Raw genomic sequence first — 24,643 nt, 5'->3', positions numbered from 1 at the left:
CGGTGCCCCGAAAACACCGAATGCCCGGGGCGCTGCCTATGCTGCAGTGCATCACAGATTTGCACGCGGTTTGCGAAGCAGAAGGAGGGAGAGAGATATGCGCATGTCATGCGCGGTGCCGTCGCGGCTCAATATTCTTGCGCGAGACCTGCTGTTCGTGCTCTGCATGAACACCGTCATCGCGGTCAGCCTCAATTATGGCTTCCAGACTGGTGGCACGCTGGCGCAGAACTTTGTCTACAGCCAGCTGATCGGATTGTCGATCTGGGTGTTGATCGACGTGCCACGCGTGCTGATCTGGTGGAACGACCGGCCACGCCGCTGGCCATTCATGTGCCTGGCCGTGGTAGCCGTGCCGATGGGCGTGGTGCTGGGTAGCTGGGCCACGCGCGAACTGCTGAACCTGCCCGAGAAATCCTCGGCCGCCACCGGCGACATGCTGCGTATGTGTCTGATCGTCGGCATGCTCGCGTCCGCCAGCATGATCTATTTCTACTGGTCGCGTGAAAAGCTCGCCTACCTGGAGCGTCAGGCAGCGCTGGACGCGTTGCAGCGCGAGGAAGCCGAGAAGCAACTCGTGCGCGCCCAGCTGATGGCACTGCAGGCGCAGATCGAACCGCACTTCCTGTTCAACTCGCTGGCCAACCTCGACGGGCTGATCGCCACCGATCCGCGCGCGGCGCGCCAACTGCTGCAGCGGCTGATCGGCTTCCTGCGCATGTCGCTGTCGCACACGCGCGCCGAGCATTGCACGCTGGCACAGGAATTCGAGCTGCTGCGCAGCTATCTCGATATCCAGGCCATGCGCTTCGGGTCGCGGCTCGATCATGAGGTGGACCTGCCGCCGGCGTTGGCCGACGCCGAGATTCCGCCCATGCTGATCCAGCCCATCGTCGAGAACGCCGTGACGCACGGCATCGAGCCGTGCATGCGCGGCGGCAAGATCGTGCTGTCGGCCCGCGAGGCCGAAGGCGGCAACCTGCAGGTGATCATCGCCGATACCGGCGTGGGCTTTTGCCAGAGCAGCAAGGGCGGCTCGGGCCTGGGCCTGACCCATGTGCGGGAGCGGCTGGCGCGTATTTTCGGCGCGGCGGCGACCATGCAGATGGAGGAGAATGCGCCGCGCGGCGTGGTGGTGCGGCTGACCTTGCCGCTGACGCGCAGCACCGAGCCGACGATTGCCCCGATGCGCACCGCGCAGGAGCCCCGTGCGGCTGCGCACGCGTCCGTAGCCCCGGCGATTTCACGCACCTGAAGCCCCCATGTCCCCGACCCTGCTGATCGCCGACGACGAGGCGCTGCTTGCGCGCGTGCTCGAATCCGAACTGAAAGTCCTGTGGCCGGAAGCCACCATTGTCTCCGTCGTGCACGACGGCATGGCCGCGCTCGATGCCGGCCGCCAGTACCAGCCGGACGTGGCGTTTCTCGATATCCGCATGCCCGGCATGAGCGGCATGGACGTGGCGCGAGAGATGATCGAATTCGACCGGCCGCCGTTAGTGGTGTTCGTCACCGCCTACGACCAGTTCGCGCTGGAGGCGTTTGAACGCGCTGCCGTCGACTACGTGCTCAAGCCCGTGCAGCACGAGCGGCTGGAAGCCACGGTCGGGCGCCTGAAGGCGCGCCTGAGCACCAAGGCGGCCGAGGCCGCCGAAAGTGGGGAGCTCGGCGAGGAAGGGGAGCAGGGTGACGACGGCGTGTCCGACATCGGCACGATGGTCGACGCTGACCGGCTGGCGCAATTGCTGCAGCGGCTGGAATCGCTCGACCGCCCAGTGGCCGCGCAGCGCGGGCAGTACCTGCGCTTCATCAAGGCGCTGGTGGGGCAGGAGGTGCGCATCATCCCGGTGGACGAAGTGGTCTACCTCGAAGCCACGGACAAGTATGTGAACGTGGTGTCCACCAGCGGCGAAGCGCTGATCCGCACCAGCCTGCGCGAACTGACGCAGCAACTGGACCCCGACCGCTTCTGGCAGATTCATCGGGGCACGGTGGTCAACATCGACTGCGTGGCGAGTGCCGTGAATCAGTCGCTGGGCCGCCTGTCGCTGAAGCTGCGCGACCGCCCGGAATCGCTGCCCGTCGCCAGGCAGTACGCGCACCTGTTCAAGCAGATGTAGCCGGTTTGCGCCGCGGATTGCACCACCGTGGGGAAACCCGACGCGCCAGTTTCACCGCCGTTTTTCTTCCTCTAACATGGTCGCTTTCAGTCAGTGAAGGATTGCGTCATGCCCCGTGTATTCGTCTACGGCACGCTCCGTGCCGGCGAGGTCAATGATCTGAACCGTGCGGCCGAGCGCCACGGCATCGCCGCCGCCACGCTGCTGGGCACGGCAAGTATTGCCGGACGCCTGTATGACTTCGGCACCTACCCGGGACTCGTGCTCGACAGCACGGCCGGCCCGGTGCTGGGCGATATCTACGACATCCCCGATGCGTTGCTGCCCGTACTGGACGAGATCGAAGAGGTCTATCCGGGGCAGGCCACGCTATTCATTCGCAAATCGCAAGTGGTGTCGCTCGATGGCACGGCGGTGGACTGCCTGCTCTATCCCGTGGCCGATGGCGCGGTGGCCGGCTTGGCCCTGATCGACAGCGGTGACTGGGTGGCCTACCGACAGGCGCGCGATACTGCCGCAGCCGCGTGAAACTGGCCGGGTAGCCCCTAAGGCTGCCAAAATTTCACGATGCGGAATGATGTTTTGTGGCGCAAAAATACATGCCACCCCGAGAGGGGTGGCATTTCTCATCATGAAAGATTCCGTGCCGTATCGTGAAATAAATTCACAAGCCATTGATTTTAAATAAATAAAAAACTGTCGGCTGGCGACAATTGTGGCTTGTTGCAATGCGGGAAGCTTCTCTACACTCTTATATAAGACACATGACTTGAGGCGCCGGAGACACAGCGGCTCGGGGGTGTCACTCAATTTCAAAGTCATCTCGAAATTGCGATAGGAGAGTGGACATGACGACGCGCCAACAACAGATCGAAGCCCTGCAACAGGATTGGGACACCAACCCGCGCTGGAAGGGCGTGCAACGGCACTTCTCCGCCGAGGACGTGGTCAAGCTGCGCGGTTCGGTCCAGATCGAGCACACGCTGGCCCGCCGTGGTGCGGAAAAGCTCTGGCACCTGCTGAACACCGAGCCGTTCGTCAACACGCTGGGCGCGCTGACCGGCAACCAGGCCATGCAGCAGGTGAAGGCCGGCCTGAAGGCCATCTACCTGTCGGGCTGGCAAGTGGCTGGCGACGCCAACCTGGCCGGCGAAATGTACCCCGACCAGTCGCTGTACCCGGCCAACTCGGTGCCGATGGTGGTCAAGCGCATCAACAACACGTTCCAGCGTGCCGACCAGATCCAGTGGAGCGAAGGCAAGGGCGAAACCGATTTCTTTGCACCGATCGTGGCCGACGCCGAGGCCGGCTTTGGTGGCGTGCTGAACGCGTTCGAACTGATGAAGTCGATGATCGAAGCGGGCGCCGCTGGCGTGCACTTCGAAGACCAGTTGGCATCGGTGAAGAAGTGCGGCCACATGGGTGGCAAGGTGCTGGTGCCCACCCGCGAGGCGGTGGCCAAGCTGACCGCCGCGCGCCTGGCCGCCGACGTCTCGGGCGTGCCGACCCTGGTGATCGCCCGTACCGATGCCGAAGCCGCTGACCTGCTGACGTCGGACGTCGATGAGCGTGACCAGCCGTTCCTGACCGGCGAGCGCACCGTGGAAGGTTTCTACCGCACCAAGGCAGGCATCGACCAGTCGATCGCCCGTGCGCTGGCCTACGCCGAAGTGGCCGACCTGGTGTGGTGCGAGACCGGCAAGCCGGACCTGGAGTTTGCGAAGAAGTTTGCCGAAGCCGTGCGCGCCAAGTTCCCGGGCAAGATGCTGGCCTACAACTGCTCGCCGTCGTTCAACTGGAAGAAGAACCTCGACGACGCCACCATCGCCAAGTTCCAGCGCGAATTGGGCGCCATGGGCTACAAGTTCCAGTTCATCACGCTGGCCGGCTTCCACTCGCTGAACTACTCGATGTTCAACCTGGCCTACGGCTACGCCCGCAACCAGATGTCGGCATTCGTGGAACTGCAGGAAGCCGAGTTTGCGGCCGCAGAGAAGGGCTTCACCGCCGTCAAGCACCAGCGCGAGGTGGGCACCGGTTACTTCGACGCCGTGACGCAGACCATCGAAGGCGGCCAGTCGTCGACGACCGCGCTGAAGGGCTCGACCGAAGACGAACAGTTCTTCGACAAGAAGGTGGCCTGAAGGATTGAGATCGAACCGATAAGGGGATTCGGGGACGGCGCGCGACCATCGTGCCGTCAGTTTGGCTCCGCGCCGTGCAACCCACGGCGCGGATTTTTTCTCCGGTTATCGATAGACGATGACGGGAATATCCGTATGCGTGAGCACTTTCTGCGTCTCACTGCCGAGCAGAAGGCCCGATAGCCCGCGCCGGCCGTGCGAGGCCATGAAAATCACGTCGCAGCCATGGCGCTCCGCCGCGTCGATGATGCCCAGGTAGGGCACCGCGAAGGTGGTCATGTCGGCGTCGAACGGCAGGCCGGCATTGACGGCCGCGCTCTCGATTTCCTTCAGGTAGAGCCGGGCTTGGTTCTCGATGCGTTCCTTGAACGCCTGCGGGGCCTCGACCACGATCTCGCTGAAGGGCGTGTACGGATATTCCTCAAGACAGACATAGGCCGTAACCCGTGCGCCGATGACCTTGGCCAGTTCCAGGCCACCGTCGATGGCCTTCTTGGACAGCTCCGAGCCGTCGGTGGGTAGCAGGATGTGCTTGAACATGCCGGACCTCCTTAACTTTTACTATGGGAAAGGGGGCAGGCCAGATGGCGCCTGTCTGATTTGATTGTAGTCAGTGTGGAGTGTGCGCCATTGCGAAATATCAAGATTGTGCGATGCCGAACCGATCGCGCGCGGTAGCAACGGGTGTTCAGGCCACCACGGCGTGGACTTCGGCGGCGGCGCTGCTGGGCGCCTGCTCGGCGCGGCGCCAGTAGGCCGGGTTGCCGTAGGTGTTCTTGAGATGGTCGATGAACAGACGCACGCGCAGCGGCAGGTGCTTGCGTTGGGGAAAGACGGCGTGGATGCCGATGGGCGGCGCCTGGAATTCGTCGAGCACGGTCACCAGACGGCCGCTGACGATTTCCTGGCCCACTTCCCACCAGGACCGCCAGGCCAGCCCGTGCCCCTGCAGGCACCACGCATGGAGCACGGCGCCGTCGGTGCATTCCATGGTGCCGCCGACCTTGACGGTGACGGCGCGGCCGTCCTGCTGGAACACCCAGCCGCGCTGCACGTTGGCGCTGGCGCCGAAGGCCAGGCAGTTGTGGCGCGACAGGTCTTCGGGAAGTTGCGGCGTGCCGGCACGCGCCAGGTATTCGGGCGAGGCCACCACGACGCGGCGGTTTTCGGCCAGGCGGATCGATACCAGGCTGGAGTCGGGCAGGTCGCCCAGCCGGATGGCGCAGTCGAAGCCTTCGTTGACCAGATCGACCACGCGGTCGGACAGGTCAAGGGTCAGCGTGACGTCGGGGTGCGATTCGATGAACAGCGGCACCAGCGGCGCCACATGCTTGCGGCCAAAGCCGGCCGGCGCGGTGACGCGCAGGTGGCCGCTGGCCTTGACCCCGCCGGCGGAGACGCTGGCTTCGGCATTGTGCAGGTCGTTGAGGATGCGCTGGCAGTCTTCCAGGAACGCGGAGCCTTCGAACGTGAGCGTGATCTTGCGTGTGGTGCGTACCAGCAGTTTCACGCCGAGCCGCTCTTCCAGGGCATCGATGCGGCGCCCGATGATGGCCGGCGCCACGCCTTCGGCGGCTGCGGCGGCGGAGAGGCTGCCACGTGACGCGACAGACACAAAAGTCTCAAGTTGCTTGAAGTGGTCCACGAAAGTCCGCTTGCTGTAACACAAGTCTTGATAAGGATGGCCAAGATTAGTAGTGCAAAAGTAAAAGATCAAGTGACAGCGGCCCTATTTGCCGCACTGCAGCGCATCACTAGAATTCCATGCATTCAATCGTGTACAGGTCCATTCAGTCCTTGGCGTTTTGACAGATGAACAAAATCCGCGCAGTTGTATTCGATGCTTACGGCACGCTGTTCGACGTGTATTCGGTCACGGCGCGCGCGGAGCAGCTGTTTCCGGGCAAGGGCGAGGCGCTTGCGCTGCTCTGGCGCGAGCGGCAGATCGACTACACGCGCCTGCGTTCGCTGGCGGCCCCCGACGGCGCACGCTACAAGCCTTTCTGGGACATCACGATTGACGCGCTGCGCTATGCGGCCGACCGCCTGGGGTTGCATCTCGATGATGCGACGCAGGCGCAGCTGCTCAAGGAATACGCCTGCCTGTCGGCCTTTCCGGAGAACCTGGCAGCGCTCAAGCGGTTGCGGCGCGCCAATCTGCCGCTGGGCATCTTGTCCAACGGCAACCCGGAGATGCTGGATATCGCGGTCAAGAGCGCCGGTATGCATGGTCTGTTCGACCACGTGCTGTCGGTGGACGCCGTGCGGCAGTACAAGACCGCGCCGGCCGCCTACGCCATGGGCCCCAAGGCTTTCGACCTGCCTGCGAGCGAGATTCTGTTCGTCTCGTCGAATTGCTGGGACGCATGCGGGGCCACGTGGTTTGGCTACACGACTTTCTGGATCAACCGTGCCGGCCATCCGGTGGAGCGCCTGGACGTGGCGCCCACTGGCACCGGGCACGACATGAACGACCTGCTTGCTTTCGTCGCCCCGTCGGTAGCCGCCCTGGCTGCCGCACCGGGCGCGGCGTCCTGACGAGCAGGCCCCCTTAATACACCATCGCACCTACAGGAGAAGACTGATGGCTATCACGCTGCCCGCGGGCATGAAGATTACCGGCGAGATCCTGCCGGCTTACGAAGACATCCTCACGCCGGAAGCCCTGGCCCTGGTCGACAAGCTGCACCGCGCCTTCGAGGCGAGCCGCCAGGAACTGCTGGCCGCGCGCGTAGAGCGCACCAAGCGCCTGGACGCCGGCGAACTGCCCGACTTCCTGGCTGAAACGAAGAACATCCGCGAAGGCGACTGGAAAGTGGCCCCGGTACCCCCGGCGCTGCAATGCCGCCGCGTGGAAATCACCGGCCCGGTCGAAGCCAAGATGGTGATCAACGCCTTCAACTCGGGCGCTGACAGCTACATGACCGACTTCGAGGATTCGAACACCCCGAACTGGCACAACCAGATGCAGGGTCAGGTCAACCTGAAGGCCGCCGTGCGCCGCACGCTGACGCTGGACAGCAACGGCAAGCACTACAAGCTCAACGACAAGATCGCCACGCTGCAGGTGCGTCCGCGCGGCTGGCACCTGGACGAAAAGCACGTCACGATCGACGGCAAGCGCGTGTCGGGCGGCATCTTCGACTTCGCACTGTTCCTGTTCCATAACGGCAAAGAGCAGATCGCACGCGGCGCCGGCCCGTTCTTCTATCTGCCGAAGATGGAAAGCCATCAGGAAGCACGCCTGTGGAACGACATCTTCGTGATGGCCCAGAACGAAGTTGGCCTGCCGCAAGGCACCATCAAGGCCACGGTGCTGATCGAAACGATCCTGGCCGCGTTCGAGATGGAAGAAATCCTGTATGAACTGCGCGACCACAGCGCTGGCCTGAACGCCGGCCGCTGGGACTACATCTTCTCGTGCATCAAGAAGTTCAAGGTGGACAAGGACTTCTGCCTGGCCGACCGCGCCAAGGTGACGATGACCGCGCCGTTCATGCGTTCGTACGCGCTGCTGCTGCTGAAGACCTGCCACAAGCGTGGCGCACCGGCCATCGGCGGCATGAGCGCACTGATTCCGATCAAAAACGATCCGGAAAAGAACGCCATCGCCATGGAAGGCATCATCAGCGACAAGCGTCGCGATGCCACCGACGGCTACGACGGCGGCTGGGTGGCTCACCCGGGCCTGGTCGAACCGGCAATGAAGGAATTCGTGGCCGTGCTGGGCGACAAGCCCAACCAGTTCGAGAAGCAACGCATGGATGTGGAAGTGAAGGGCGCCGACCTGCTGGACTTCAAGCCGGAAACGCCGATCACGGAACACGGCCTGCGCATGAACATCAACGTCGGCATCCACTACCTGGGCGCCTGGCTGGCCGGTAACGGCTGCGTGCCGATCCACAACCTGATGGAAGACGCCGCCACCGCCGAGATCTCGCGCTCGCAGGTCTGGCAGTGGATCCGCTCGCCGAAGGGCAAGCTTGAAGACGGCCGCAAGGTCACCGCCGAGATGGTCCGCGCGCTGATCCCGGAAGAACTGGCCAAGGTGAAGGAAATCGCAGGCAACGGCCCGACGTACGACCGCGCCGCGCAGATCTTCGAACAGATGTCGACGTCCGAAGACTTCGCTGAATTCCTGACGCTGCCGCTGTACGAGGAAGTCTGAGCGTAGCTACGGTTCGTTGAGGTTCAGGATGAAGAAAACCCCCAGGGTGTGAGCCCTGGGGGTTTTTTGTTGGGGCGGGCGACTCCCTCACACCCCCTCGCGCACCCCATACCCCTCACCCTTCCACTCAATAAAACAGATCCCATGCCCGAACGGGTCTGACAGCATGGCCTGGCGGCCCCAGTCGAATTCCCGGGGCCAGTCTTCCAGTTCGGCGCCGGCGGCCAGCGCCTGTTCGATGGCGGGCTCCAGGGCTTCGACCACGAAGTCAAGGTGCACCGGCGTCCAGTGCCGTGCGTAGTCGCGCCGGGTGTCGGCGCGGGTGGTGGCCACCGAGCCGGCGGCCTTGGCCAGCAGGTAGACCGGCGCGCAGGCGCCGTGCAACTCGGCTACCGTGCCGTCGAACAGTTTGCGGTTGAGCCGCAATCCCAGTCCTGCTTCATAGAAACCGATGCCGCGTTCCAGGTCATCGACGTCGATGTTGATCAGCAACTCCATGCGTGCCTCCTGAGCGTTCTCCCGATGCCGGCGGTCGGCAGCCGCTCCTGACGGCTCCTGACGCCTGACATACATCGGGCGAGCATTGTGCGCCCGGGCTCCTGACACGTGCTGTCAGCAGTGATGTGCGCGACCCGCCCGAAACCGGGGGGACAGTTGCACGTGGGAGGGCTCATAATACGGAAATCTACGATCTGGAGAGTCAAGTTGCGCTTCGAACACCTGGTGGAAATCAATGACCCAGCCGACCCCACGCTGGTGCCGCTGACGGCCGACCAGCTCTGGCAGGGTTTGGTCTTGCGGGCGGAGTCGCCGGAATTGTTCATCCTGGGTCTGGACCGTGCCGAGATCGTGGCGCGGGGCGACGGCTGGATCGAGCGCGTCCTGCATTTTGGCAAGGCCAAGATCAGTGACCGGGTGGTGTACGAACCGCGCAGCGCCGTGCGTTACGAATCGGCCGCAACAGCCGAACACGCGGGCGGGTCGTTGACGATGATCATCGAAACACCCGTGCCGGGCGCCTTGCTGGCGCGCTTCATCTACGAGACCACGCAGCCGAACGTGGATGAGAGTGGCGACGACCGCTATGCGGAAATCGTCAAGTCGGCCTACCACGAGGCCGACCTCGACACCGTGCGCAAGATCCGCGAGATTGCCGAGACAGGGCGGCTCGGGTGAGCCGCGATTCCACTGCGCCGGCACGTACCGGCAGCGGGGAAGATCCCGAGGGAGGAGACAAGCCGAAGGGCAGCGGCCCCACGCGGGCCGAACTGCGCGCGCGATACGGTGACCGCCTGCGCTGGCTGATCCTGATCACGCTGATGCTGGGCGCGATGTCGTCCATCGTGTCGTCAACCATCGTCAATGTCGCCATTCCGGACCTGAGCCGGCATTTCGTGCTGGGGCAGGAGCGCGCCCAATGGGTGGCGGCCAGCTTCATGATCGCCATGACGATGTCGATGCTGCTGACGCCGTGGCTGCTGAACCGCTACGGGCTGCGGCGCACGTTCATGGGCACGCTGGTGCTGCTGGGCTGCGGCGGGTTCATTGGCGGCTTCTCCCCCACATTTGGCGTGATGCTGGCCATGCGCGTGGCCGAAGGCATCGCCGCCGGCATCATGCAGCCGCTGCCGAACATCTTCATCCTGCGCGCCTTCGAGGAACGCGAGCAGGGCAAGGCGCTGTCGCTATTCGGTTTTGGCGTGGTGCTGGCACCTGCCATCGGCCCCAGCCTGGGCGGGTTTCTGGTCGAGCTGTTCGGCTGGCGCTCGATCTTCTTCGTGGTGGTGCCGCTGACGCTGGCCGGCTGGTGGATGGCGCGCCGGTACATGGCCGTGGATTCGGCGATGATCGGCGAGCGCAAGCCGCTGGACTGGCGCGGCCTGGTGCTGGTGGGCGTGGCGACGGTGAGCCTGCTCAACGGGCTGGTGGCCATGCGCAACAGCACGGGCGAAGGGGTGGGGCTGGCGCTGTTCGGCGTGTTCATGCTGGCCGTGTTCGTGGCGTGGCAATTGCGCGCACCCGATCCGCTGATGAACATGCGGCTCTACAGCTATCGCCAGTTCTCGGCTGGCGCCGTGGTGGCGTTCATCTACGGCGCGGGTCTGTTCGGGTCCACCTACCTGCTGCCGGTCTACATGCAGACCGCGCTGGCCTACACGCCTTCGGCCGCGGGCCTGGTGCTGATGCCGGCCGGCATCGCGCTGGCCGTGACGATTGCCGTGGCCGGGCGCCTGACCGGCCGCATCCTGCCGCACAAGCAGGTGTCATTCGGGCTGGCGCTGCTGGCCGGATCGTTCCTGCTGATGGCTACCGGTTCGATGGCTACGCCCTACCTGCTCATCGTGCTGTACGCGGTGATCGGGCGCATTGGCCTGGGGTGCATCCTGCCTTCATTGACGATGGGTTCGATGCGCGGCGTGGATTTCTCGCTGATCGCACAAGGATCGAGCTGCATCAACTTCCTGCGCCAGCTGGGCGGCGCCATCGGCGTGAGCCTGGCGGGCGTCGGGCTGGAATGGCGGCTGGCCGAGCACGGCGTGATGCTGGGCGCGGGCGGCCAGGTCGCCGGGCAGGCTGTACAGGCGGCGCGCATCCGCGCCTTCGACGAGACGTTCCTGGCCGTGGGCGTGGTGATTGCCACGGCCATGCTGGCCGCGTGGCGCATCCGCCACCGGCCAGCGGCGGTGGCCTAGGGCCTGGCCAGCAGGCGGTCGCGGTGTTGCTTCAGGAATGATTCGACACCGCGGGCCTGGCGGCCGGTCAGTTGTCGGAAGTCCTGGCTGACGGACTGCATCGCCCCCTGCGCCATGCCGCGCTCCAGATAGACCATCAGTTTGGCCATGGGCTCGCCCACGCCATCGGCCAGCAGGCTTGCCAGCAACTTGTCTGGCGATAGCTCCACGACCTTGACCTCGACCCCCAGGCACGCCTGAACCATGCGAGCGAGCGGGGTGGGCGTTATTGCCTCCGGTCCCGTGACATCGAACACCCCGTTGCCGTGGCAGGTCCGCAGCGCGTGGCTGCCTGCCAGCGCACAGTCATCCCGGGCGACATAGGCCACGCCTGCCTCGGCATCGAGCGTCCTGATCACGCCGGACGCCAGCGCCTGACGCACCGCGGGCAGCAGCATTTCCATATAGAACGCGTGCCGCAGGACCGTATGGCGCATGCCGGATGCATGCAGCGCCTGCTCCGTGGCGACATGATCGCCAGCCATGGCAGCCAGCGGCGAGTCAGAGCCGGCGAGGAATGATGTGTAGACGATGTGCGCCACGCCGGCAGCGCGGGCGGCATCGATAGCGTGCCGATGCTGGCGTACGCGGCGCGGGCCGGCATGTTCCGCCCCGGTACTGGTCAGCAGCAGGCGCTGCGCGCCCTGGAACGCGTTGACAAGTCCGTCCGGCTCGTCGAAATCGGCGTGCCGCACGTCCAGGCCTTGCTCGGCCAGGTCCTGGACGTGCGAGGGTGTGCGTGTGGTGCCGGTCAGGTGAAGGGCGGGTGCCCCGAGTAGATGATTGGCCGCTGCGCGGCCGTAGTGCCCGGATACACCGGTCACTACCAGGCGAGACTGGGTCTGCATGAGGTTTTCCTTGCCAAACATGGCGCGGCGCCTGGGGCCTGCTTCAGCCGGCCGGCGCGCGCGGTTCCGGCACGCGTGTCAGGGCAGGCGTGCCATGCGGGAATGCTTGAAATCCCTAGCGGGAGGCAAGGAAGACCGATGTCATGGGTGCGGATGGTAGCGCGTTTTGCGGCGCTTCGGCGCTGCGGCGCGCTGGGGCATGCACCACGCCGGCATCACGTTTACTGGAGTGTGGGCAGGTCGTGGCGGTGGTAGCAGACTCCGGCCAGGAAGCCGCTCAGCGTGGAGGCCGCGTCGCGGCCGGTGGTGGAGCGCGCCTGGATGGCGGAAGCCGCGAATTCGGTCAGCGCCACCATGGGCGGGGAGGGCGGGTTGCCACCTTCGAACAGGGCGCGCTTGGCGCTGTAGCCGTTGGTGCGCATCTCCACGGCGGCCGACAGCGCCGTCGCGGCATAGACCGTGCACGACTTGTAGCGCACCGGATCATAGGCGGGGACGGCCGGTTCGGCGGACCTGGCTGGCGCGCGTGGCGCGGCCATGACGGCCGTCGACAGCATCAGCGCACATGCACTGATCAGCACTCGGGATGTCTTCATGTCTTCCTGGGGATACGACACCATTGCGGATAGCCTGGTTATCGGCAGGAAATGTCCGAGTGCTGAGTCGGAGTGTCAGATCGGCTGGCGCCGGCACGCCCCAGGGAGGCAAGCCGGACGCCAGATGGCGTTAGCTGGCGCGGCCGGCCACCAGGTCTTCCACCAGTTCCACGTACTTCAGCTTGGCGTCGTCCTGGCTGGTGCCCTTGATGGCTTCCCAGGCTTCGAACTTGTAGCGGCCGACGAAATCGGTCATGCCCGGCTTGTCGCCGTGGGCGTCGCCCTCGGCACCTTGCTTGTACAGCGCGTACAGGCGCAGCAGCGTCATGTTGTTGGGACGCTCGGACAGGGTCTTGACGTCGATTTGGGCCTGGTCGAAACGGGCCTGCAGGTCGCTCATGGTGTCTCCGGAGTGGCAGTGCGATTAGAGGGGCATTGAGAGGGCCGATGATAAGCGCCCCGGCCGTCCGTTTCAGCCCAAAAAAATCGAGGAAGCCTTCGGTTGCGGCCGGCGGGCCCGGTGCGCCAGCGTGCCCTGGCCAATACAGCTTTGCCCCGGCAACGGATACAATCGCTGCCATGTCCTGGATTCTTGCTGTTGAGACCTCCACAGAGTGGTGTTCCGTCGCACTCGGCCGCGCCACGCAAGGTGGCGCCATCGAGTGTTTCTCCCGTCATGAGCACACGGGCGCGCGTTCGTCGTCGCGCGTGCTGCCCGCCGCTGGCGAGGTGCTGGCCGAAGCCGGCATCCGCCTGGCGGACTGTGCCGCCATTGCCTTTGGCGCCGGCCCGGGGTCGTTTACCGGCCTGCGCACCGCTTGCGGCGTGACGCAGGGCCTGGCGTTCGGCGCCGACCTGCCCGTGATTCCGGTGAACGTGCTGATGGCGTGCGCCGAGAGCGTCCGCACCGGCACGCCCGCGCTGCCCCAGGGCGCGTCGGTCCTGGTGGCCATCGACGCCCGCATGGATGAAGCCTACGCCGCCACGTTCCGCTGGGACGCGGCTGCCGGCGAATGGCAAATGGACGGTGCCATGCAGGTAGGCGCGCCGGAATCGATCGTGGCGCCCAACGGCGAATTCTGGCTGGCCGGCAACGCCATCACTGTCTTTGGTGACCGGCTGACCGCCGCCGCCCGAGCCGCGCGCACGGTGCCGGAAGCGCTGCCCGACGCCCGCACGATGGTGTCGATTGCCGGGCGCGCGCTGGCCCGTGGCGAGACGATTGCCGCCGCCGATGCCATGCCGATCTACGTCCGCGACAAGGTTGCGCAGACCATCGTCGAGCGCGAAGCCGTGGCAGCGGCCAAGGCGGCCGCGCTGGCCGCCGCAGGGGCGTCCAAATGAGCGCCGCGCTGTTGCCGGCCGAGCGCCCGGACTGGCCAGACGTGCCGGTCATGCCCACGCTGGCACGCGGCTGGATGCTCGATCACATGACCGCACGCGATCTGGCGGAAGTGGCCGAGATCGAACAGCGCGCCTACAGCCACCCGTGGACCCGTGGCAATTTCGAGAATTCGCTGAAGGCCGGGCATTTCGGCCTGACGCTGCGCGACCCGTCCACTGCGTTGATTGGCTACGCGATGCTGATGCCGGTGGTCGACGAGATGCACCTGCTCAATATCACGATCGACCCCACCCACCAGCGGCAGGGCTATGGACGGCTGATGCTGGCCATCGCCCTGGCAACGTCGCATGCGCACCGGCTGCACACCATGCTGCTGGAGGTACGGCCTTCGAACCTTGGCGCGCTGGCACTGTACGTTGAGGCCGGGTTTGCCGAGATTGGCCGCCGCAAGGGCTATTACCCGGCCACCGCGCTCGGACGCGAGGACGCGTTGGTGCTGCGTCGCGCCTGGCCCGCCACGGGCGACGGAGAATCCACATGAATCGCCGCGCGATGTTCCTGGAGGTGCTGGGCATTTCGGCTGAATGGGTGCCGCGGCAGGCTGATCAAGCCGAGTCGGTCGAGCCGGCCGAGCAGGCCCATCAAGTCCTTGCCGAGCCCGCACAGGTAGCCGAGGTGCCGGAGGCGCGCGCAGCCGTCGCACCGGTGGTCGCCCGTGAGGCGGCCGTCGAGCCGGCGCGGGCCATGCCCGCCACGCCGGCCGAGGCGGACGCCGCTGAACTTGCCGACCTGGCAGAACTGGCCGAGACCGTCGACGCGTTCGATGCACCCAATCCTGCCCGGCCCGCCGAGCGTCCGGTGGCACGGCTGCCGGCCCAGGCCGACCGCGAGGCGGCCATCGCCGCGATGCCCTGGCAGGAACTGGCCGATAGCGTGGCCGGCTGCACGGCATGCGGCCTCTGCGAAACGCGCACCAACACCGTATTCGGCGTGGGCGACCAGCAGGCCGAATGGATGCTGGTGGGCGAGGCGCCTGGCGAAAACGAGGACCTCGAAGGCGAGCCGTTCGTCGGTCAGGCCGGCAAGCTGCTCGACAACATGCTGGCGGCCGTGGGTATGGCGCGCGGCCGCAACGTCTACATCGCCAACGTGCTCAAGTGCCGGCCGCCGGGCAATCGCAATCCCGAGCCGGACGAAGTGGCGCAGTGCGAACCGTACCTGAAGCGCCAGATCGCGCTGATCAGGCCGAAGGTCATCGTGGTGCTGGGCCGCTTTGCGGCGCAGTCGTTGCTGCGCTCCACCACGCCGATTGGCAAGTTGCGCGGCACGGTGCACACGTACGAAGGCATTCCCGTGGTGGTGACCTATCACCCGGCGTACCTGCTGCGTACCCTGACCGACAAGGCACGGGCCTGGGAAGACCTGTGCCTGGCACGCGAGGTCCATGATCGTGCGGGAGCTCAAGCCTGATCTCGGGGATGTGAACCTTCCGGGCGGCTGCGTGCCGGCCGGAACCGATGCGCCGTTGCCGCTCTGGTGCAGCGCGGCGTCGCAGCGCACGCGCGATCTTGCCTGGTGTTCGCTAGCACCGGCGCTGCTCTCCCATCTACCCGATATCTACCCGGCCGGTCCGGCCCGCCTGGCCCAATGGCCGCCGGGGGCGCGGGCCGCATGGCAGGCGTGGCTGTCAAACGCCGATCCCGCCGCCTTGCCCGAGACCATTGCCGAACTGAGCCGGCTGCCCGATCCGTCCGGCAGCCGCAGTCTGCGCCTGGGGCGCCATGCCGAACGGCTGCTGCACTTTGCACTGCAACACACGCGGGGAGTGGACCTGCTGGCGGCAAATGTGCCGATCCGGCGAGCAAACGGTCATGGCATCCAGACCCTGGGCGAACTCGATGTGATCTGGCGCGACCCGGCCACGCTGGCCACCGTCCACTGGGAAATGGCGGCCAAGTTCTACCTGATGGTGGACGGCGTCGTGGAACAGCGGGCGTTCGTCGGGCCGAATCTCGTCGACCGGCTGGGCGACAAGCTCGACCACATCGTGCGGCGCCAGTTGCCGCTGGGCCGCACCGCCGAGGCGCAGGCCATGCTCGGGCATCCCGTCCACCGCAGCGAGGTCTACCTGCTGGGATGGCTGTTCTATCGCGATGGCAACAAGCCGGCCGGACTCGATGCGCTGGGCATCGCCCCCGATCACCTGCACGGGTGGTGGCGCACGCTCGACAACTGGTATGCCCGGGCGTCAGCCCCTGCGCGGCAGCCGGTGCGCTGGTGCCGGCTTTCCAGGACGGACTGGCTCTCAGGCGCCCGCGTGCCCACCAGCGGTACCGAGTCCGCCGAGCAGTTGCGCGAGGCGCTGGCCGAGCGGTTTTCGGATCAGGAGCACGCATGGCGGCGCGAGTCGCCGATCATGGTGTGTGAACTGGTGCAGGTGGAGGATGCGCAGGATGTCTGGCGCGAATGCTCGCGGGGCTTCGTGGTGCCGGACGACTGGGAGTCGCGCGCGGCGCGGCGGGCCGGGGCACCCTGAGACAGGGTAGGCGCCCGGCAGGCACCCGGATGGCTAGTGGTGCTTGTCCTCGCCGATCATCGCCAGCGAGTTGTAGACCTTGACGTTGTGCTTGTGCAGGCGCATGACCAGCGCCATGGTGGCCACGATGAACAGGCCCAGCGCCACGATCACAAAGCCGATCGGCACGTTCAGCTTGATCAGCAGTGCGTACAGGCACAGCATCAGCAGCACCGACACGTTCTCGTTGAAGTTCTGCACGGCGATGGAGTGCCCAGCCGACAGCAGCACGTGGCCCCGGTGCTGGAGCAGGGCGTTCATCGGCACCACGAAGTAGCCCGACATGGCGCCCACGATCATCAGGAACACATAGGCGATGGCCATGTACAGCGGCATGGCCATGCCCAGTACATCCAGCGTCACGGCCGGCATGGTGTCCTTGGTGTAGAACGCCATCAGGATCACGGTGGCGCCCATGGCCACGCCGAACGGCAGCACCGACAGCGAGCGGCGCAGCGGAATGCGCGCGGCGGCGGCAATGGCACCGACGGCCACGCCCACGGCCACCACGGCCTGCAGCAGTGCGCCTTGCGACAGATTCAGCCCCAGCGACTTTTCCGCCCACTTGAGCACGATGAATTGCAGCGTGGCGCCCACGCCCCAGAACAGCGTGGTCACCGCCAGCGAGATCTGGCCCAGCTTGTCACGCCACAGCGCGATGAAGCAGTCGCCAAACTCGGCAATCAGCTTGATGGGGTTCTTTTCCTGCTGGGGGTAGCGCGCGCCGGTGTCCGGGATGAACACGTTGAAGATGGCCGCGATGAAGTAGAAGAACATGATCACCACCATCGCCGCTTCGGCGGGGGTGTTGATGCCGGTGTCGATGTAGGGCAGGTCCAGGCGCAGCAAAATCGTCGATAGGTGCACCGAGATCAACGCGCCGCCCACTACCGTACCCAGAATGATCGAGCCGACGGTCAGGCCCTCGATCCAGCCATTGGCCATGACCAGTTTTTCAGGGGGCAGCAGCTCGGTCAGGATGCCGTACTTGGCGGGGGAGTAGGCCGCCGCGCCAAATCCGACCACGCCGTAGGCCAGCAGCGGGTGCAAGCCGAACATCATGATGGCGCAGCCCACGATCTTGATGGCATTGGTGATCAACATCACCTTGCCCTTGGGCATCGAATCGGCGAAGGCGCCCACGAAGGCCGCGAGCACCACATAGGACAGTACGAAGAACAGCTTGAGCAGCGGCGTCATCCACTGCGGGGAGTGCAACTCGGTCAGAAGGGCAATGGCCGCGATAAGCAGGGCATTGTCGGCCAGCGACGAAAAAAACTGCGCGGCCATGATCGTGTAGAAACCCTTCTTCATACCTTGGACTTTGTCTCCATCGCGGGCGTCCATCTGGACGGGCAAAAACGCACCGGCCGGCAGCGCGGCTGCTTGCAGGGAACCTGTCGCGCCGGCCTTGTCAAAGTGGGGCGGCGACGTTACTTTCACGCGCCGCGCGGCTTGCCTGACCGTCATTGACATATTGCTTCTCTTTTAAAACATGGCCGTAGCGTCCGGCTTTATATCACGAATCCGCGACATTTCAGCACACCGGCGGACGCGCATTGGACAGTACATGCCCGGATGGATTCCCGGAACAAACGCACGGATGTGGTCAAATACCGCCTGCGTGAGGTGGTCCGGTGCCGGCCGCGTGGGCCTGTCTGTCGCAGATGCCTGCCAGAGCACAGTGTGTGCCACCTAAACGCCCGAATCCAGCGGGGTGCCGACCGGGTCTTCCCGAATTCGGTGCAGAACCTTAGTTCGGCACCACACGCAAGACATTGCCATTGCCATGCCTAGACCTATTCACGCAGTCATCCACCAGCCCGCACTTGCCAACAATCTCGATGTGGTCCGCCGCCGCGCCCCCAACGCCAAGGTCTGGGCGGTGGTCAAGGCCAATGCCTATGGCCACGGAATCCGCCGCGCGTTCCCGGGCCTGAAGGGCACCGACGGCTTCGGCCTGCTTGACCTCAACGAGGCTGTGCTGTTGCGCGAACTTGGCTGGCAGGGACCGATCCTGCTCCTGGAGGGATTCTTCCAGCCGCAGGATGTTCCCCTGATCGAGCAATATCGCCTGACCACCGCCATCCACTGCGAAGAACAACTGCGCATGCTGGAACAGGCCCGGCCCAAGGGCCCACTGGCCATCCAGCTCAAGCTGAACACCGGCATGAACCGCCTGGGGTTCCGCCCGGCGCAGTACCGTGCAGCCTGGGAGCGCGCCCGCACGATGTCGTGCGTGGGCAGCATTGTTCACATGACGCATTTTTCCGATGCCGACAGCGAGCGCGGCATTGCGCACCAGATCGAGGCATTCGAGACGGCCACGACCAACCTGCCGGGTGAGGCCAGCCTGTCGAATTCGGCGGCCGTGCTCTGGCACCCGTCGGCACACCGCAATTGGGTGCGCCCGGGCGTGATCCTGTACGGCGCCTCGCCCACGGGCCTGTCGGCGGATATCTCGGACACCGGCCTGCAGCCGGCCATGTCGCTGCACAGTGAACTGATCGGCGTGCAGGACCTGCAGCCGGGCGACACCGTGGGCTATGGCTCGATGTTCACCGCTGACCGCGCCATGCGGATTGGCGTGGTGGCTTGTGGCTATGCCGACGGCTACCCGCGCCACGCCGCTGGCTGGGGCGAGCGGCGCGCGCCGGTGCTGGTGGATGGCGTGCGCACCGAACTGGTGGGCCGTGTGTCGATGGACATGATCTGCGTGGACCTGACGCCGTGCCCGAAGGCCAAGGTCGGGTCGCCGGTCACGCTCTGGGGCCATGGGCTGCCGATCGACGACGTGGCCGCCGCCAGCGGCACGGTTGGCTATGAACTGATGTGCGCGCTGGCGCCGCGCGTGCCGACTACGGTGGCCACGCTGACCACCGACGATTCGGTCGCCTGATCCCAGGCACACCGCCGCCTTTTTCGTTCGCGCCTTTCTGCCCAACTATCCCGATGGCCAAGACCAAGACCGTCTATACCTGTACCGAATGCGGCGGCACCACGCCGCGCTGGGCGGGGCAGTGCCCCCAATGCAATGCCTGGAACACGCTCGTGGAGACCGTGGCCGATTCCGGCTCGTCGGCCGCGCGGCGCTTCCAGCCGCTGGCCAATTCGGCCGTGGTGCGCAAGCTGAGCGAGATCGAGGCGTCCGATGTGCCGCGCTTTTCCACCGGCATCGACGAATTCGACCGCGTGCTGGGCGGCGGGCTGGTGTCCGGCGGGGTGGTGCTGATTGGCGGCGACCCTGGCATCGGCAAGTCCACGCTGCTGTTGCAGACGCTGGCGAACCTGTCGGCCGGCCGGCGCGTGCTGTATGTAAGCGGCGAGGAATCGGGCGCGCAAATTGCGCTGCGCGCGCAGCGCCTGGGGGTGGAGGCCGCCACGCTGGGCCTGCTGCCCGAGATCCAGCTCGAAAAGATCCAGGCCACGCTGGAAGCCGACAAGCCTGAAGTGGCCGTGATCGATTCGATCCAGACGCTGTATTCCGAGGCGCTGACGTCCGCGCCGGGCTCGGTGGCCCAGGTGCGGGAATGCGCGGCCCAGTTGACGCGCATCGCCAAGAGCAGCGGCATCACGATCATCCTGGTTGGCCACGTGACCAAGGAAGGCAGCCTGGCCGGCCCGCGCGTGCTCGAACATATCGTCGACACCGTGCTGTACTTCGAAGGCGATACCCATTCGTCGCATCGTCTGATTCGCGCTTTCAAGAATCGCTTCGGCGCGGTCAACGAACTTGGCGTTTTTGCGATGACCGAGCGCGGGCTGCGCGGCATCAGCAATCCGTCGGCGCTGTTCCTGTCGCAGCATGAGGAGCCGGTGGCCGGGTCATGCGTGCTGGTGACCCAGGAGGGCACGCGCCCACTGCTTGTGGAAGTGCAGGCGCTGGTCGATACGGCCAACGTGCCGAACCCGCGCCGGCTGGCCGTGGGTCTGGAGCAGAACCGGCTGGCGATGCTGCTGGCCGTGCTGCACCGGCATGCGGGCATTGCCTGCTTCGACCAGGACGTGTTCCTGAATGCGGTGGGCGGGGTCAAGATCACGGAACCGGCCGCCGACCTGGCCGTGCTGCTGTCGATCCATTCGTCGATGCGCAACAAGCCGCTGCCACGTGGGTTGGTGGTGTTCGGGGAAGTGGGCCTGGCCGGCGAGATCCGCCCCAGCCCGCGTGGCCAGGAGCGGCTCAAGGAAGCCGCCAAGCTAGGTTTCACGATGGCCGTGATTCCCAAGGCGAACGCGCCCAAGCAGAAGATCGACGGACTGGAAGTGATAGCGGTGGACCGCCTGGAGCAGGCCATCGACCGCGCGCGGAATCTGGACTAACGCTGACCGACGCCGCCCCGGACTTTGGTTGCGCAGGGTGCGGCGTTTCGTCACGATGGCCGCGCCGAAAATCGGTAATAATCGCGTCGAAACAAATCCTGCCCTGGACACTCATGCAAGCCAATTCTCGCGCTTACTTTCTGCTGATCGCCATCGTCTCGTTCGCGATGCTCGGCGCCGCGCTGTACATGCAGTACGTGGAGGGCTACCAGCCGTGCCCGCTCTGCATCATGCAGCGTTTTGCCTTCGTGGGCATCGGCGTGTTTTCGCTGCTGGCCGCCATTGCGCAGAACACGCGCACGCTGTGGCAAGGGCTGGGCATGCTGTCCGGCGTAGCCGGCATCGCGGTGGCGGGCTACCACGTGTCGCTGCTGCTGAGCCCCAAGGCGTCGTGCGGTATCGATCCGCTGGAGAACTGGGTCAACGCGCTGCCCACGGCCAAGCTGCTGCCCCAAGTGTTCTATTCGGATGGCCTGTGCACGGCACCGCTGCCGCCGCTGTTCGGCCTGTCGATCCCGGCGTGGTCGCTGATCTGGCTGGTGATTCTGACGTTCACGCTGGCGGTGGGGCTGATTCGGCGGGAGAAGAATTTCCGGTAAGGGCTCTGTTCTTGCCTTGATTTTCTCCCCTCTCCCGCATGGCGGGAGAGGGGAGCAACATCCCCTCAGGCGGGATTCACTGCCCCAAGATCAAGCAATCTGCTCGATCTGTTCCTGCAGTTCGAGCCAGCGCTCTTCCAGCTGATCCAACTCGCCGGTGACTTCGCCCTGGCGCTTCAGCATTTCCATCAGCTTCGTCTTGTTGGCTTCCTCATAGCTTGAGGATTCGGCCATGAAGGCGTCGATCACGGTCTTGTCGGCCTGCAGCGTCGACATCCGCTTTTCCACCTTTTCCAGTTCCTTGGTCAGCGGCTTGCGCAGTACCGACAGCCGTTGCCGTTCGTCGGCTTCAGCGCGGCGCTGGTCGCGGCGGTTGACCGCCGGCGTGGCCTCGTCCGCGTGGGCGGCCGTGGCGGCGTTGCGCTTGGCGGCGGCCTGTTGCAGCAGCCAGTCGCGGTAGTCGTCGAGGTCGCCGTCGAACGGCTGGATCGTGCCATTGGCCACCAGCATGAACTGGTCGGACGTGGCGCGCAGCAGGTGGCGGTCGTGCGATACCAGGATCAGCGTGCCCTCGAACTGAGCCAGCGCCATGGTCAGCGCCTCGCGGGTGTCCAGGTCCAGGTGGTTGGTCGGCTCGTCCAGCAGCAGCAGGTTTGGCTTCTGCCAGACGATCAGCGACAGCGCCAGCCGGGCCTTTTCGCCGCCCGAGAACGGTTCGATCGGTGACGTGGCCATGTCGCCACGGAAGTTGAAGCTGCCCAGGAAGTCGCGCAATTCCTGCTCGCGGACGTCGGGCGCCAGCCGGGCCAGATGCTGCAGCGGCGAATCGTGGTCGCGCAGCGTTTCCAGCTGGTGCTGCGCAAAGTAGCCGATCACCAGCCCCTTGCCCAGGCGCACCGTGCCATTCATCGGCGGCTGCGTGCCGGCCAGCGTCTTCACCAGCGTGGACTTGCCCTGGCCGTTGGCACCCAGCAGGCCGATGCGCTGGCCGTTCTGGATCGACAGGGCCAGCTTGTGCAGGATGGTGACGGGCGGATCGGCCTCGGCATAGCCGCAGTCCACGCTGTCCAGCACCATCATCGGGTTGGGCGCGGAGTCGGGCTCGCGGAATTCGAACGCGAAGCCGGCCGCCACGTGCACTGGCGCCAGCCGCTCCATCTTTTCCAGGGCCTTGACCCGGCTCTGCGCCTGGCGCGCCTTGGTGGCCTTGGCCTTGAAGCGCGTGATGAACGATTCCAGATGCGCGATTTCCTTCTGCTGGCGCGAATAGGCTGCCGCCTGCTGGGCCATCTGCTGCAGCCGCATGGTTTCGAACAGCGTGTAGTTGCCGCCGTAACGCTTGAGCTGCTGGTTCTCGATATGGACCGTGACGGTGCAGATCGCGTCCAGGAATTCGCGGTCGTGCGAAATCATCACCAGCGTGCCCGGGTAGCGCGCCAGCCAGTCTTCGAGCCAGACGATGGCGTCTAGGTCCAGGTGGTTGGTCGGTTCGTCGAGCAGCAGCAGGTCGGACGGGCACATCAGCGCCTGCGCCAGGTTCAGGCGCATGCGCCAGCCGCCCGAGAACGACGAGACCGGCTGCGTCACCTGCGGCAGCGTGAAGCCCAGGCCCAGCAGCAGCGCTTCGGCGCGGGCCGCGGCCGTGTAGCCATCGGCATCGGCATAGGCGGCATGGGCCTCGGCTTCGGCCGAGCCGTCGCCGCTGGCCTGCGCGCGGGTCATGGCGGCCTCGATGTCGCGTAGCCGCGTGTCGCCGTCGATCACGTACTCGACCGCAGTGCGGCTGACCGCCGGTGTCTCCTGCGCCACATGGGCGATGCGCCACTGGGCGGGCACCGCTACGTCGCCACCGTCGGCGTGCAGCTCGCCACGCAGCATGGCGAACAGTGTGGACTTGCCGCTGCCGTTGGCGCCGACAAGGCCTACGCGTTCGCCCGGGTTGAGCGTCACGCTGGTGTGGTCGAACAGCACCTTGGTGCCGCGCTGGAGGACAAGCTGGTCGATTCGTATCACGGGGAAGCTTCGAGGCAGGACAACCGTATCTTCGGCAGGCCGGCATTGTAGCGCGCCGCAGGCGGCTGGCCGGCGCGCGGGCTTGCCGGCTTTCAGTCGGCTTGCATGTCCGCATCCATGTATTGAGGGATTTCCCGCATTCGATCACTTTGTGTATTGCGGGCATGGCATTTGCGTGTAAATTTATTTACATTGATTGCTGCACTGCGTAAGTGCCTTTTCATCGCCGATGCTCCAAGGCGGTGCCATCCAGCTACCCCCGACGTCCTGACATGACGATTTCCGAACGCATCGCTCGCGCCTTGCCCACACTGACGCCCGCGCACCAGCGCATGGCGAACTACGTGCTGGACAACCTGTTTCGCGCGGCGACGATGCGTATCGACGAATTCGCCACGGCCGTCGACGTGTCGGTGGCCACGGCCAACCGCTTTGCCAAGGCGCTCGGTTTCGAGGGTTATCCGCAGTTTCGTGCCGAACTGGTGCGCGGCTTCGAGGCCACGCTGGCGCCGGTGGAGCGCCTGCGCGACGAACTGGCGCGCCCGACCACGGTGGCCGAGGTCTTTGCCGCGTCGCTGGAAGAGGGTGCCCGCAACCTGGAATCCACGCGCCGCAACCTCGATGCCGAATCGATCGAGCGTGCCGTCGAGGCCATCCTGGGCGCCGAGCGCGTCTATGTGATGGGCTTTGGCGCCAGCGGCTATCTGGCTGGTCTGATGCAGCACGGGCTGGAAATGCATTGCCGCATGGTCACGTCGGTGTCGACGGTGGGCGGCGCCTCGCATGCGGCGCGTCAACTGTTCAAGCTGACCCCGCAGGATCTGGTGGTGTGCATCGCCTTTCCGCGCTACGTTACTGATTCGATGAAGCTGGCCCAGCGCGTCAAGGCACACGGCGGCCGGCTGCTGGCGCTGACCGATGGCCCCACGTCGCCGCTGGCGCCGCTGGCGGACATCTCGCTGTATGCCAACGCCGGCAACCGGCTGTCGGCCAATTCCGAAGCCACGGTGCTGGCGCTGATCGAAGCGCTGTGCGGGGCCGTGGCCTATCGCTCGGTGCGTGCCGTGAAGGCCGCCGCCGAAATGACCGAATTCCTGCTGCCGTGGCTCTACGGCGCGCCTGCGCGCGACGACCGCACCGCGCAGAAATCCTCAGACTGAAGTCAAGAAGGGAAGTAGAAGGA

24 protein-coding genes are annotated in these 24,643 nt (G+C 65.5%); 16 read left to right on the top strand and 8 right to left on the bottom strand.

Annotated elements, in window-relative coordinates:
* Positions 1-97: 97 nt before the first annotated feature.
* The 4 genes from MFF62_RS14085 to aceA all read left to right on the top strand — a co-directional run bounded on the left by MFF62_RS14085 (position 98) and on the right by aceA (position 4,264).
* On the top strand, positions 98-1,255 hold the full coding sequence (locus tag MFF62_RS14085) for a sensor histidine kinase (RefSeq protein ID WP_238263751.1): 1,158 nt from the start codon (positions 98-100) through the stop codon (positions 1,253-1,255).
* Positions 1,256-1,262: 7 nt separating this feature from the next.
* A complete protein-coding gene (locus tag MFF62_RS14080) occupies positions 1,263-2,120 on the top strand; it encodes a LytR/AlgR family response regulator transcription factor (protein WP_238263750.1) in 858 nt (285 codons plus the stop codon).
* A 108-nt stretch (positions 2,121-2,228) separates the two neighbouring features.
* Positions 2,229-2,648: a gamma-glutamylcyclotransferase family protein gene (locus MFF62_RS14075; RefSeq protein WP_238263749.1), complete on the top strand. Its 420-nt coding sequence runs from the start codon at positions 2,229-2,231 to the stop codon at positions 2,646-2,648.
* A 320-nt stretch (positions 2,649-2,968) separates the two neighbouring features.
* Positions 2,969-4,264: an isocitrate lyase gene (gene aceA, locus MFF62_RS14070; RefSeq protein ID WP_238263748.1), complete on the top strand. Its 1,296-nt coding sequence runs from the start codon at positions 2,969-2,971 to the stop codon at positions 4,262-4,264.
* Positions 4,265-4,369: 105 nt separating this feature from the next.
* Here the strand turns inward: aceA and MFF62_RS14065 are convergent, their stop codons facing one another.
* Together MFF62_RS14065 and MFF62_RS14060 are read right to left on the bottom strand one after the other, a co-directional pair.
* On the bottom strand, positions 4,370-4,804 hold the full coding sequence (locus tag MFF62_RS14065) for a universal stress protein (RefSeq protein ID WP_238263747.1): 435 nt from the start codon (positions 4,802-4,804) through the stop codon (positions 4,370-4,372).
* Positions 4,805-4,952: 148 nt separating this feature from the next.
* Positions 4,953-5,909 carry a LysR family transcriptional regulator gene (locus tag MFF62_RS14060; RefSeq protein WP_238263746.1) on the bottom strand — a complete coding sequence of 319 codons (957 nt, stop codon included), beginning with the start codon at positions 5,907-5,909 and terminating at the stop codon, positions 4,953-4,955.
* Positions 5,910-6,076: 167 nt separating this feature from the next.
* Between MFF62_RS14060 and MFF62_RS14055 the strand changes: the two genes are divergently transcribed.
* Both MFF62_RS14055 and aceB read left to right on the top strand, forming a co-directional pair.
* A complete protein-coding gene (locus MFF62_RS14055; RefSeq protein ID WP_238263745.1) occupies positions 6,077-6,802 on the top strand; it encodes a haloacid dehalogenase type II in 726 nt (241 codons plus the stop codon).
* 46 nt (positions 6,803-6,848) lie between these two features.
* On the top strand, positions 6,849-8,432 hold the full coding sequence (gene aceB, locus MFF62_RS14050) for a malate synthase A (RefSeq protein ID WP_238263744.1): 1,584 nt from the start codon (positions 6,849-6,851) through the stop codon (positions 8,430-8,432).
* A gap of 87 nt (positions 8,433-8,519) precedes the next feature.
* Here aceB and MFF62_RS14045 read toward each other — a convergent pair whose 3' ends face one another.
* Positions 8,520-8,930 carry a VOC family protein gene (locus MFF62_RS14045; RefSeq protein WP_238263743.1) on the bottom strand — a complete coding sequence of 137 codons (411 nt, stop codon included), beginning with the start codon at positions 8,928-8,930 and terminating at the stop codon, positions 8,520-8,522.
* Positions 8,931-9,137: 207 nt separating this feature from the next.
* Here MFF62_RS14045 and MFF62_RS14040 point away from each other — a divergent pair, with 207 nt between their 5' ends.
* Complete coding sequence (locus MFF62_RS14040) at positions 9,138-9,608, top strand: SRPBCC family protein (RefSeq protein ID WP_238263742.1); 471 nt, start codon at positions 9,138-9,140, stop codon at positions 9,606-9,608.
* Positions 9,605-11,125, top strand: a complete 1,521-nt coding sequence (locus MFF62_RS14035) for a DHA2 family efflux MFS transporter permease subunit (protein ID WP_404990751.1) — start codon at positions 9,605-9,607, stop codon at positions 11,123-11,125. Before MFF62_RS14040 ends, MFF62_RS14035 begins: the two co-directional genes overlap by 4 nt.
* Here the strand turns inward: MFF62_RS14035 and MFF62_RS14030 are convergent.
* From MFF62_RS14030 to MFF62_RS14020, 3 genes are all read right to left on the bottom strand, one after another.
* Entirely contained in the window at positions 11,122-12,012 is an 891-nt protein-coding gene (locus tag MFF62_RS14030) for an NAD(P)H-binding protein (protein ID WP_238263741.1), read from the bottom strand. The two genes, MFF62_RS14035 and MFF62_RS14030, sit on opposite strands and share 4 nt — an antisense overlap.
* 221 nt (positions 12,013-12,233) lie before the next feature.
* Complete coding sequence (locus MFF62_RS14025) at positions 12,234-12,608, bottom strand: hypothetical protein (protein ID WP_238263740.1); 375 nt, start codon at positions 12,606-12,608, stop codon at positions 12,234-12,236.
* A 130-nt stretch (positions 12,609-12,738) separates the two neighbouring features.
* Entirely contained in the window at positions 12,739-13,008 is a 270-nt protein-coding gene (locus MFF62_RS14020; protein ID WP_238263739.1) for an acyl-CoA-binding protein, read from the bottom strand.
* 179 nt (positions 13,009-13,187) lie between these two features.
* Here MFF62_RS14020 and tsaB point away from each other — a divergent pair, with 179 nt between their 5' ends.
* The 4 genes from tsaB to MFF62_RS14000 are packed head-to-tail and all read left to right on the top strand — an operon-like array spanning position 13,188 to position 16,489.
* Positions 13,188-13,952: a tRNA (adenosine(37)-N6)-threonylcarbamoyltransferase complex dimerization subunit type 1 TsaB gene (gene tsaB, locus MFF62_RS14015; protein ID WP_238263738.1), complete on the top strand. Its 765-nt coding sequence runs from the start codon at positions 13,188-13,190 to the stop codon at positions 13,950-13,952.
* Complete coding sequence (gene rimI, locus MFF62_RS14010; protein ID WP_238263737.1) at positions 13,949-14,494, top strand: ribosomal protein S18-alanine N-acetyltransferase; 546 nt, start codon at positions 13,949-13,951, stop codon at positions 14,492-14,494. Before tsaB ends, rimI begins: the two co-directional genes overlap by 4 nt.
* Positions 14,491-15,423 (top strand): uracil-DNA glycosylase, encoded by a 933-nt coding sequence (locus MFF62_RS14005; protein WP_238263736.1) that lies wholly within the window; start codon positions 14,491-14,493, stop codon positions 15,421-15,423. The genes rimI and MFF62_RS14005 overlap by 4 nt, the downstream gene beginning before the upstream one ends.
* A complete protein-coding gene (locus MFF62_RS14000) occupies positions 15,398-16,489 on the top strand; it encodes a DUF1853 family protein (RefSeq protein WP_404990750.1) in 1,092 nt (363 codons plus the stop codon). Before MFF62_RS14005 ends, MFF62_RS14000 begins: the two co-directional genes overlap by 26 nt.
* A 33-nt stretch (positions 16,490-16,522) precedes the next feature.
* Here MFF62_RS14000 and lplT read toward each other — a convergent pair whose 3' ends face one another.
* Positions 16,523-17,842 carry a lysophospholipid transporter LplT gene (lplT, locus tag MFF62_RS13995; RefSeq protein WP_238263735.1) on the bottom strand — a complete coding sequence of 440 codons (1,320 nt, stop codon included), beginning with the start codon at positions 17,840-17,842 and terminating at the stop codon, positions 16,523-16,525.
* A 475-nt stretch (positions 17,843-18,317) separates the two neighbouring features.
* Between lplT and alr the strand changes: the two genes are divergently transcribed.
* The 3 genes from alr (at position 18,318) to MFF62_RS13980 (ending at position 21,447) form a co-directional block, all read left to right on the top strand.
* The gene (gene alr, locus MFF62_RS13990) at positions 18,318-19,427 is read left to right on the top strand and encodes an alanine racemase (RefSeq protein WP_238263734.1); all 1,110 of its coding nucleotides are present in this window, start codon (positions 18,318-18,320) and stop codon (positions 19,425-19,427) included.
* 53 nt (positions 19,428-19,480) lie between these two features.
* On the top strand, positions 19,481-20,848 hold the full coding sequence (gene radA / locus MFF62_RS13985) for a DNA repair protein RadA (RefSeq protein WP_238263733.1): 1,368 nt from the start codon (positions 19,481-19,483) through the stop codon (positions 20,846-20,848).
* 113 nt (positions 20,849-20,961) lie between these two features.
* Positions 20,962-21,447, top strand: coding sequence for a disulfide bond formation protein B (locus MFF62_RS13980; protein ID WP_238263732.1), 486 nt, complete (start codon positions 20,962-20,964; stop codon positions 21,445-21,447).
* A gap of 90 nt (positions 21,448-21,537) precedes the next feature.
* Here MFF62_RS13980 and MFF62_RS13975 read toward each other — a convergent pair whose 3' ends face one another.
* Complete coding sequence (locus tag MFF62_RS13975; protein ID WP_238263731.1) at positions 21,538-23,460, bottom strand: ATP-binding cassette domain-containing protein; 1,923 nt, start codon at positions 23,458-23,460, stop codon at positions 21,538-21,540.
* A gap of 272 nt (positions 23,461-23,732) precedes the next feature.
* On the opposite strand from MFF62_RS13975, the gene MFF62_RS13970 reads away from it, so the two are divergent.
* Positions 23,733-24,620 (top strand): MurR/RpiR family transcriptional regulator, encoded by an 888-nt coding sequence (locus MFF62_RS13970; RefSeq protein WP_238263730.1) that lies wholly within the window; start codon positions 23,733-23,735, stop codon positions 24,618-24,620.
* The last annotated feature ends 23 nt before the right edge of the window (positions 24,621-24,643 follow it).

Source organism: Cupriavidus pauculus, from assembly GCF_022179805.1.
In the GTDB taxonomy this organism is placed as follows: Bacteria; Pseudomonadota; Gammaproteobacteria; order Burkholderiales; family Burkholderiaceae; genus Cupriavidus; species Cupriavidus pauculus_E.
This window is presented reverse-complemented; position numbering and strand designations above follow the sequence as displayed.

Excerpts from the sequence above, each read along its gene's own strand:
- MFF62_RS14085 (WP_238263751.1), top strand. The coding sequence starts at position 98 with ATGCGCATGTCATGCGCGGTGCCGTCGCGGCTCAATATTCTTGCGCGA.
- MFF62_RS14080 (WP_238263750.1), top strand. The coding sequence starts at position 1,263 with ATGTCCCCGACCCTGCTGATCGCCGACGACGAGGCGCTGCTTGCGCGC.
- MFF62_RS14075 (WP_238263749.1), top strand. The coding sequence starts at position 2,229 with ATGCCCCGTGTATTCGTCTACGGCACGCTCCGTGCCGGCGAGGTCAAT.
- aceA (WP_238263748.1), top strand. The coding sequence starts at position 2,969 with ATGACGACGCGCCAACAACAGATCGAAGCCCTGCAACAGGATTGGGAC.
- MFF62_RS14065 (WP_238263747.1), bottom strand. The coding sequence starts at position 4,804 with ATGTTCAAGCACATCCTGCTACCCACCGACGGCTCGGAGCTGTCCAAG.
- MFF62_RS14055 (WP_238263745.1), top strand. The coding sequence starts at position 6,077 with ATGAACAAAATCCGCGCAGTTGTATTCGATGCTTACGGCACGCTGTTC.
- aceB (WP_238263744.1), top strand. The coding sequence starts at position 6,849 with ATGGCTATCACGCTGCCCGCGGGCATGAAGATTACCGGCGAGATCCTG.
- MFF62_RS14045 (WP_238263743.1), bottom strand. The coding sequence starts at position 8,930 with ATGGAGTTGCTGATCAACATCGACGTCGATGACCTGGAACGCGGCATC.
- MFF62_RS14030 (WP_238263741.1), bottom strand. The coding sequence starts at position 12,012 with ATGCAGACCCAGTCTCGCCTGGTAGTGACCGGTGTATCCGGGCACTAC.
- MFF62_RS14025 (WP_238263740.1), bottom strand. The coding sequence starts at position 12,608 with ATGAAGACATCCCGAGTGCTGATCAGTGCATGTGCGCTGATGCTGTCG.
- MFF62_RS14020 (WP_238263739.1), bottom strand. The coding sequence starts at position 13,008 with ATGAGCGACCTGCAGGCCCGTTTCGACCAGGCCCAAATCGACGTCAAG.
- tsaB (WP_238263738.1), top strand. The coding sequence starts at position 13,188 with ATGTCCTGGATTCTTGCTGTTGAGACCTCCACAGAGTGGTGTTCCGTC.
- rimI (WP_238263737.1), top strand. The coding sequence starts at position 13,949 with ATGAGCGCCGCGCTGTTGCCGGCCGAGCGCCCGGACTGGCCAGACGTG.
- MFF62_RS14005 (WP_238263736.1), top strand. The coding sequence starts at position 14,491 with ATGAATCGCCGCGCGATGTTCCTGGAGGTGCTGGGCATTTCGGCTGAA.
- MFF62_RS14000 (WP_404990750.1), top strand. The coding sequence starts at position 15,398 with ATGATCGTGCGGGAGCTCAAGCCTGATCTCGGGGATGTGAACCTTCCG.
- lplT (WP_238263735.1), bottom strand. The coding sequence starts at position 17,842 with ATGAAGAAGGGTTTCTACACGATCATGGCCGCGCAGTTTTTTTCGTCG.
- alr (WP_238263734.1), top strand. The coding sequence starts at position 18,318 with ATGCCTAGACCTATTCACGCAGTCATCCACCAGCCCGCACTTGCCAAC.
- radA (WP_238263733.1), top strand. The coding sequence starts at position 19,481 with ATGGCCAAGACCAAGACCGTCTATACCTGTACCGAATGCGGCGGCACC.
- MFF62_RS13980 (WP_238263732.1), top strand. The coding sequence starts at position 20,962 with ATGCAAGCCAATTCTCGCGCTTACTTTCTGCTGATCGCCATCGTCTCG.
- MFF62_RS13970 (WP_238263730.1), top strand. The coding sequence starts at position 23,733 with ATGACGATTTCCGAACGCATCGCTCGCGCCTTGCCCACACTGACGCCC.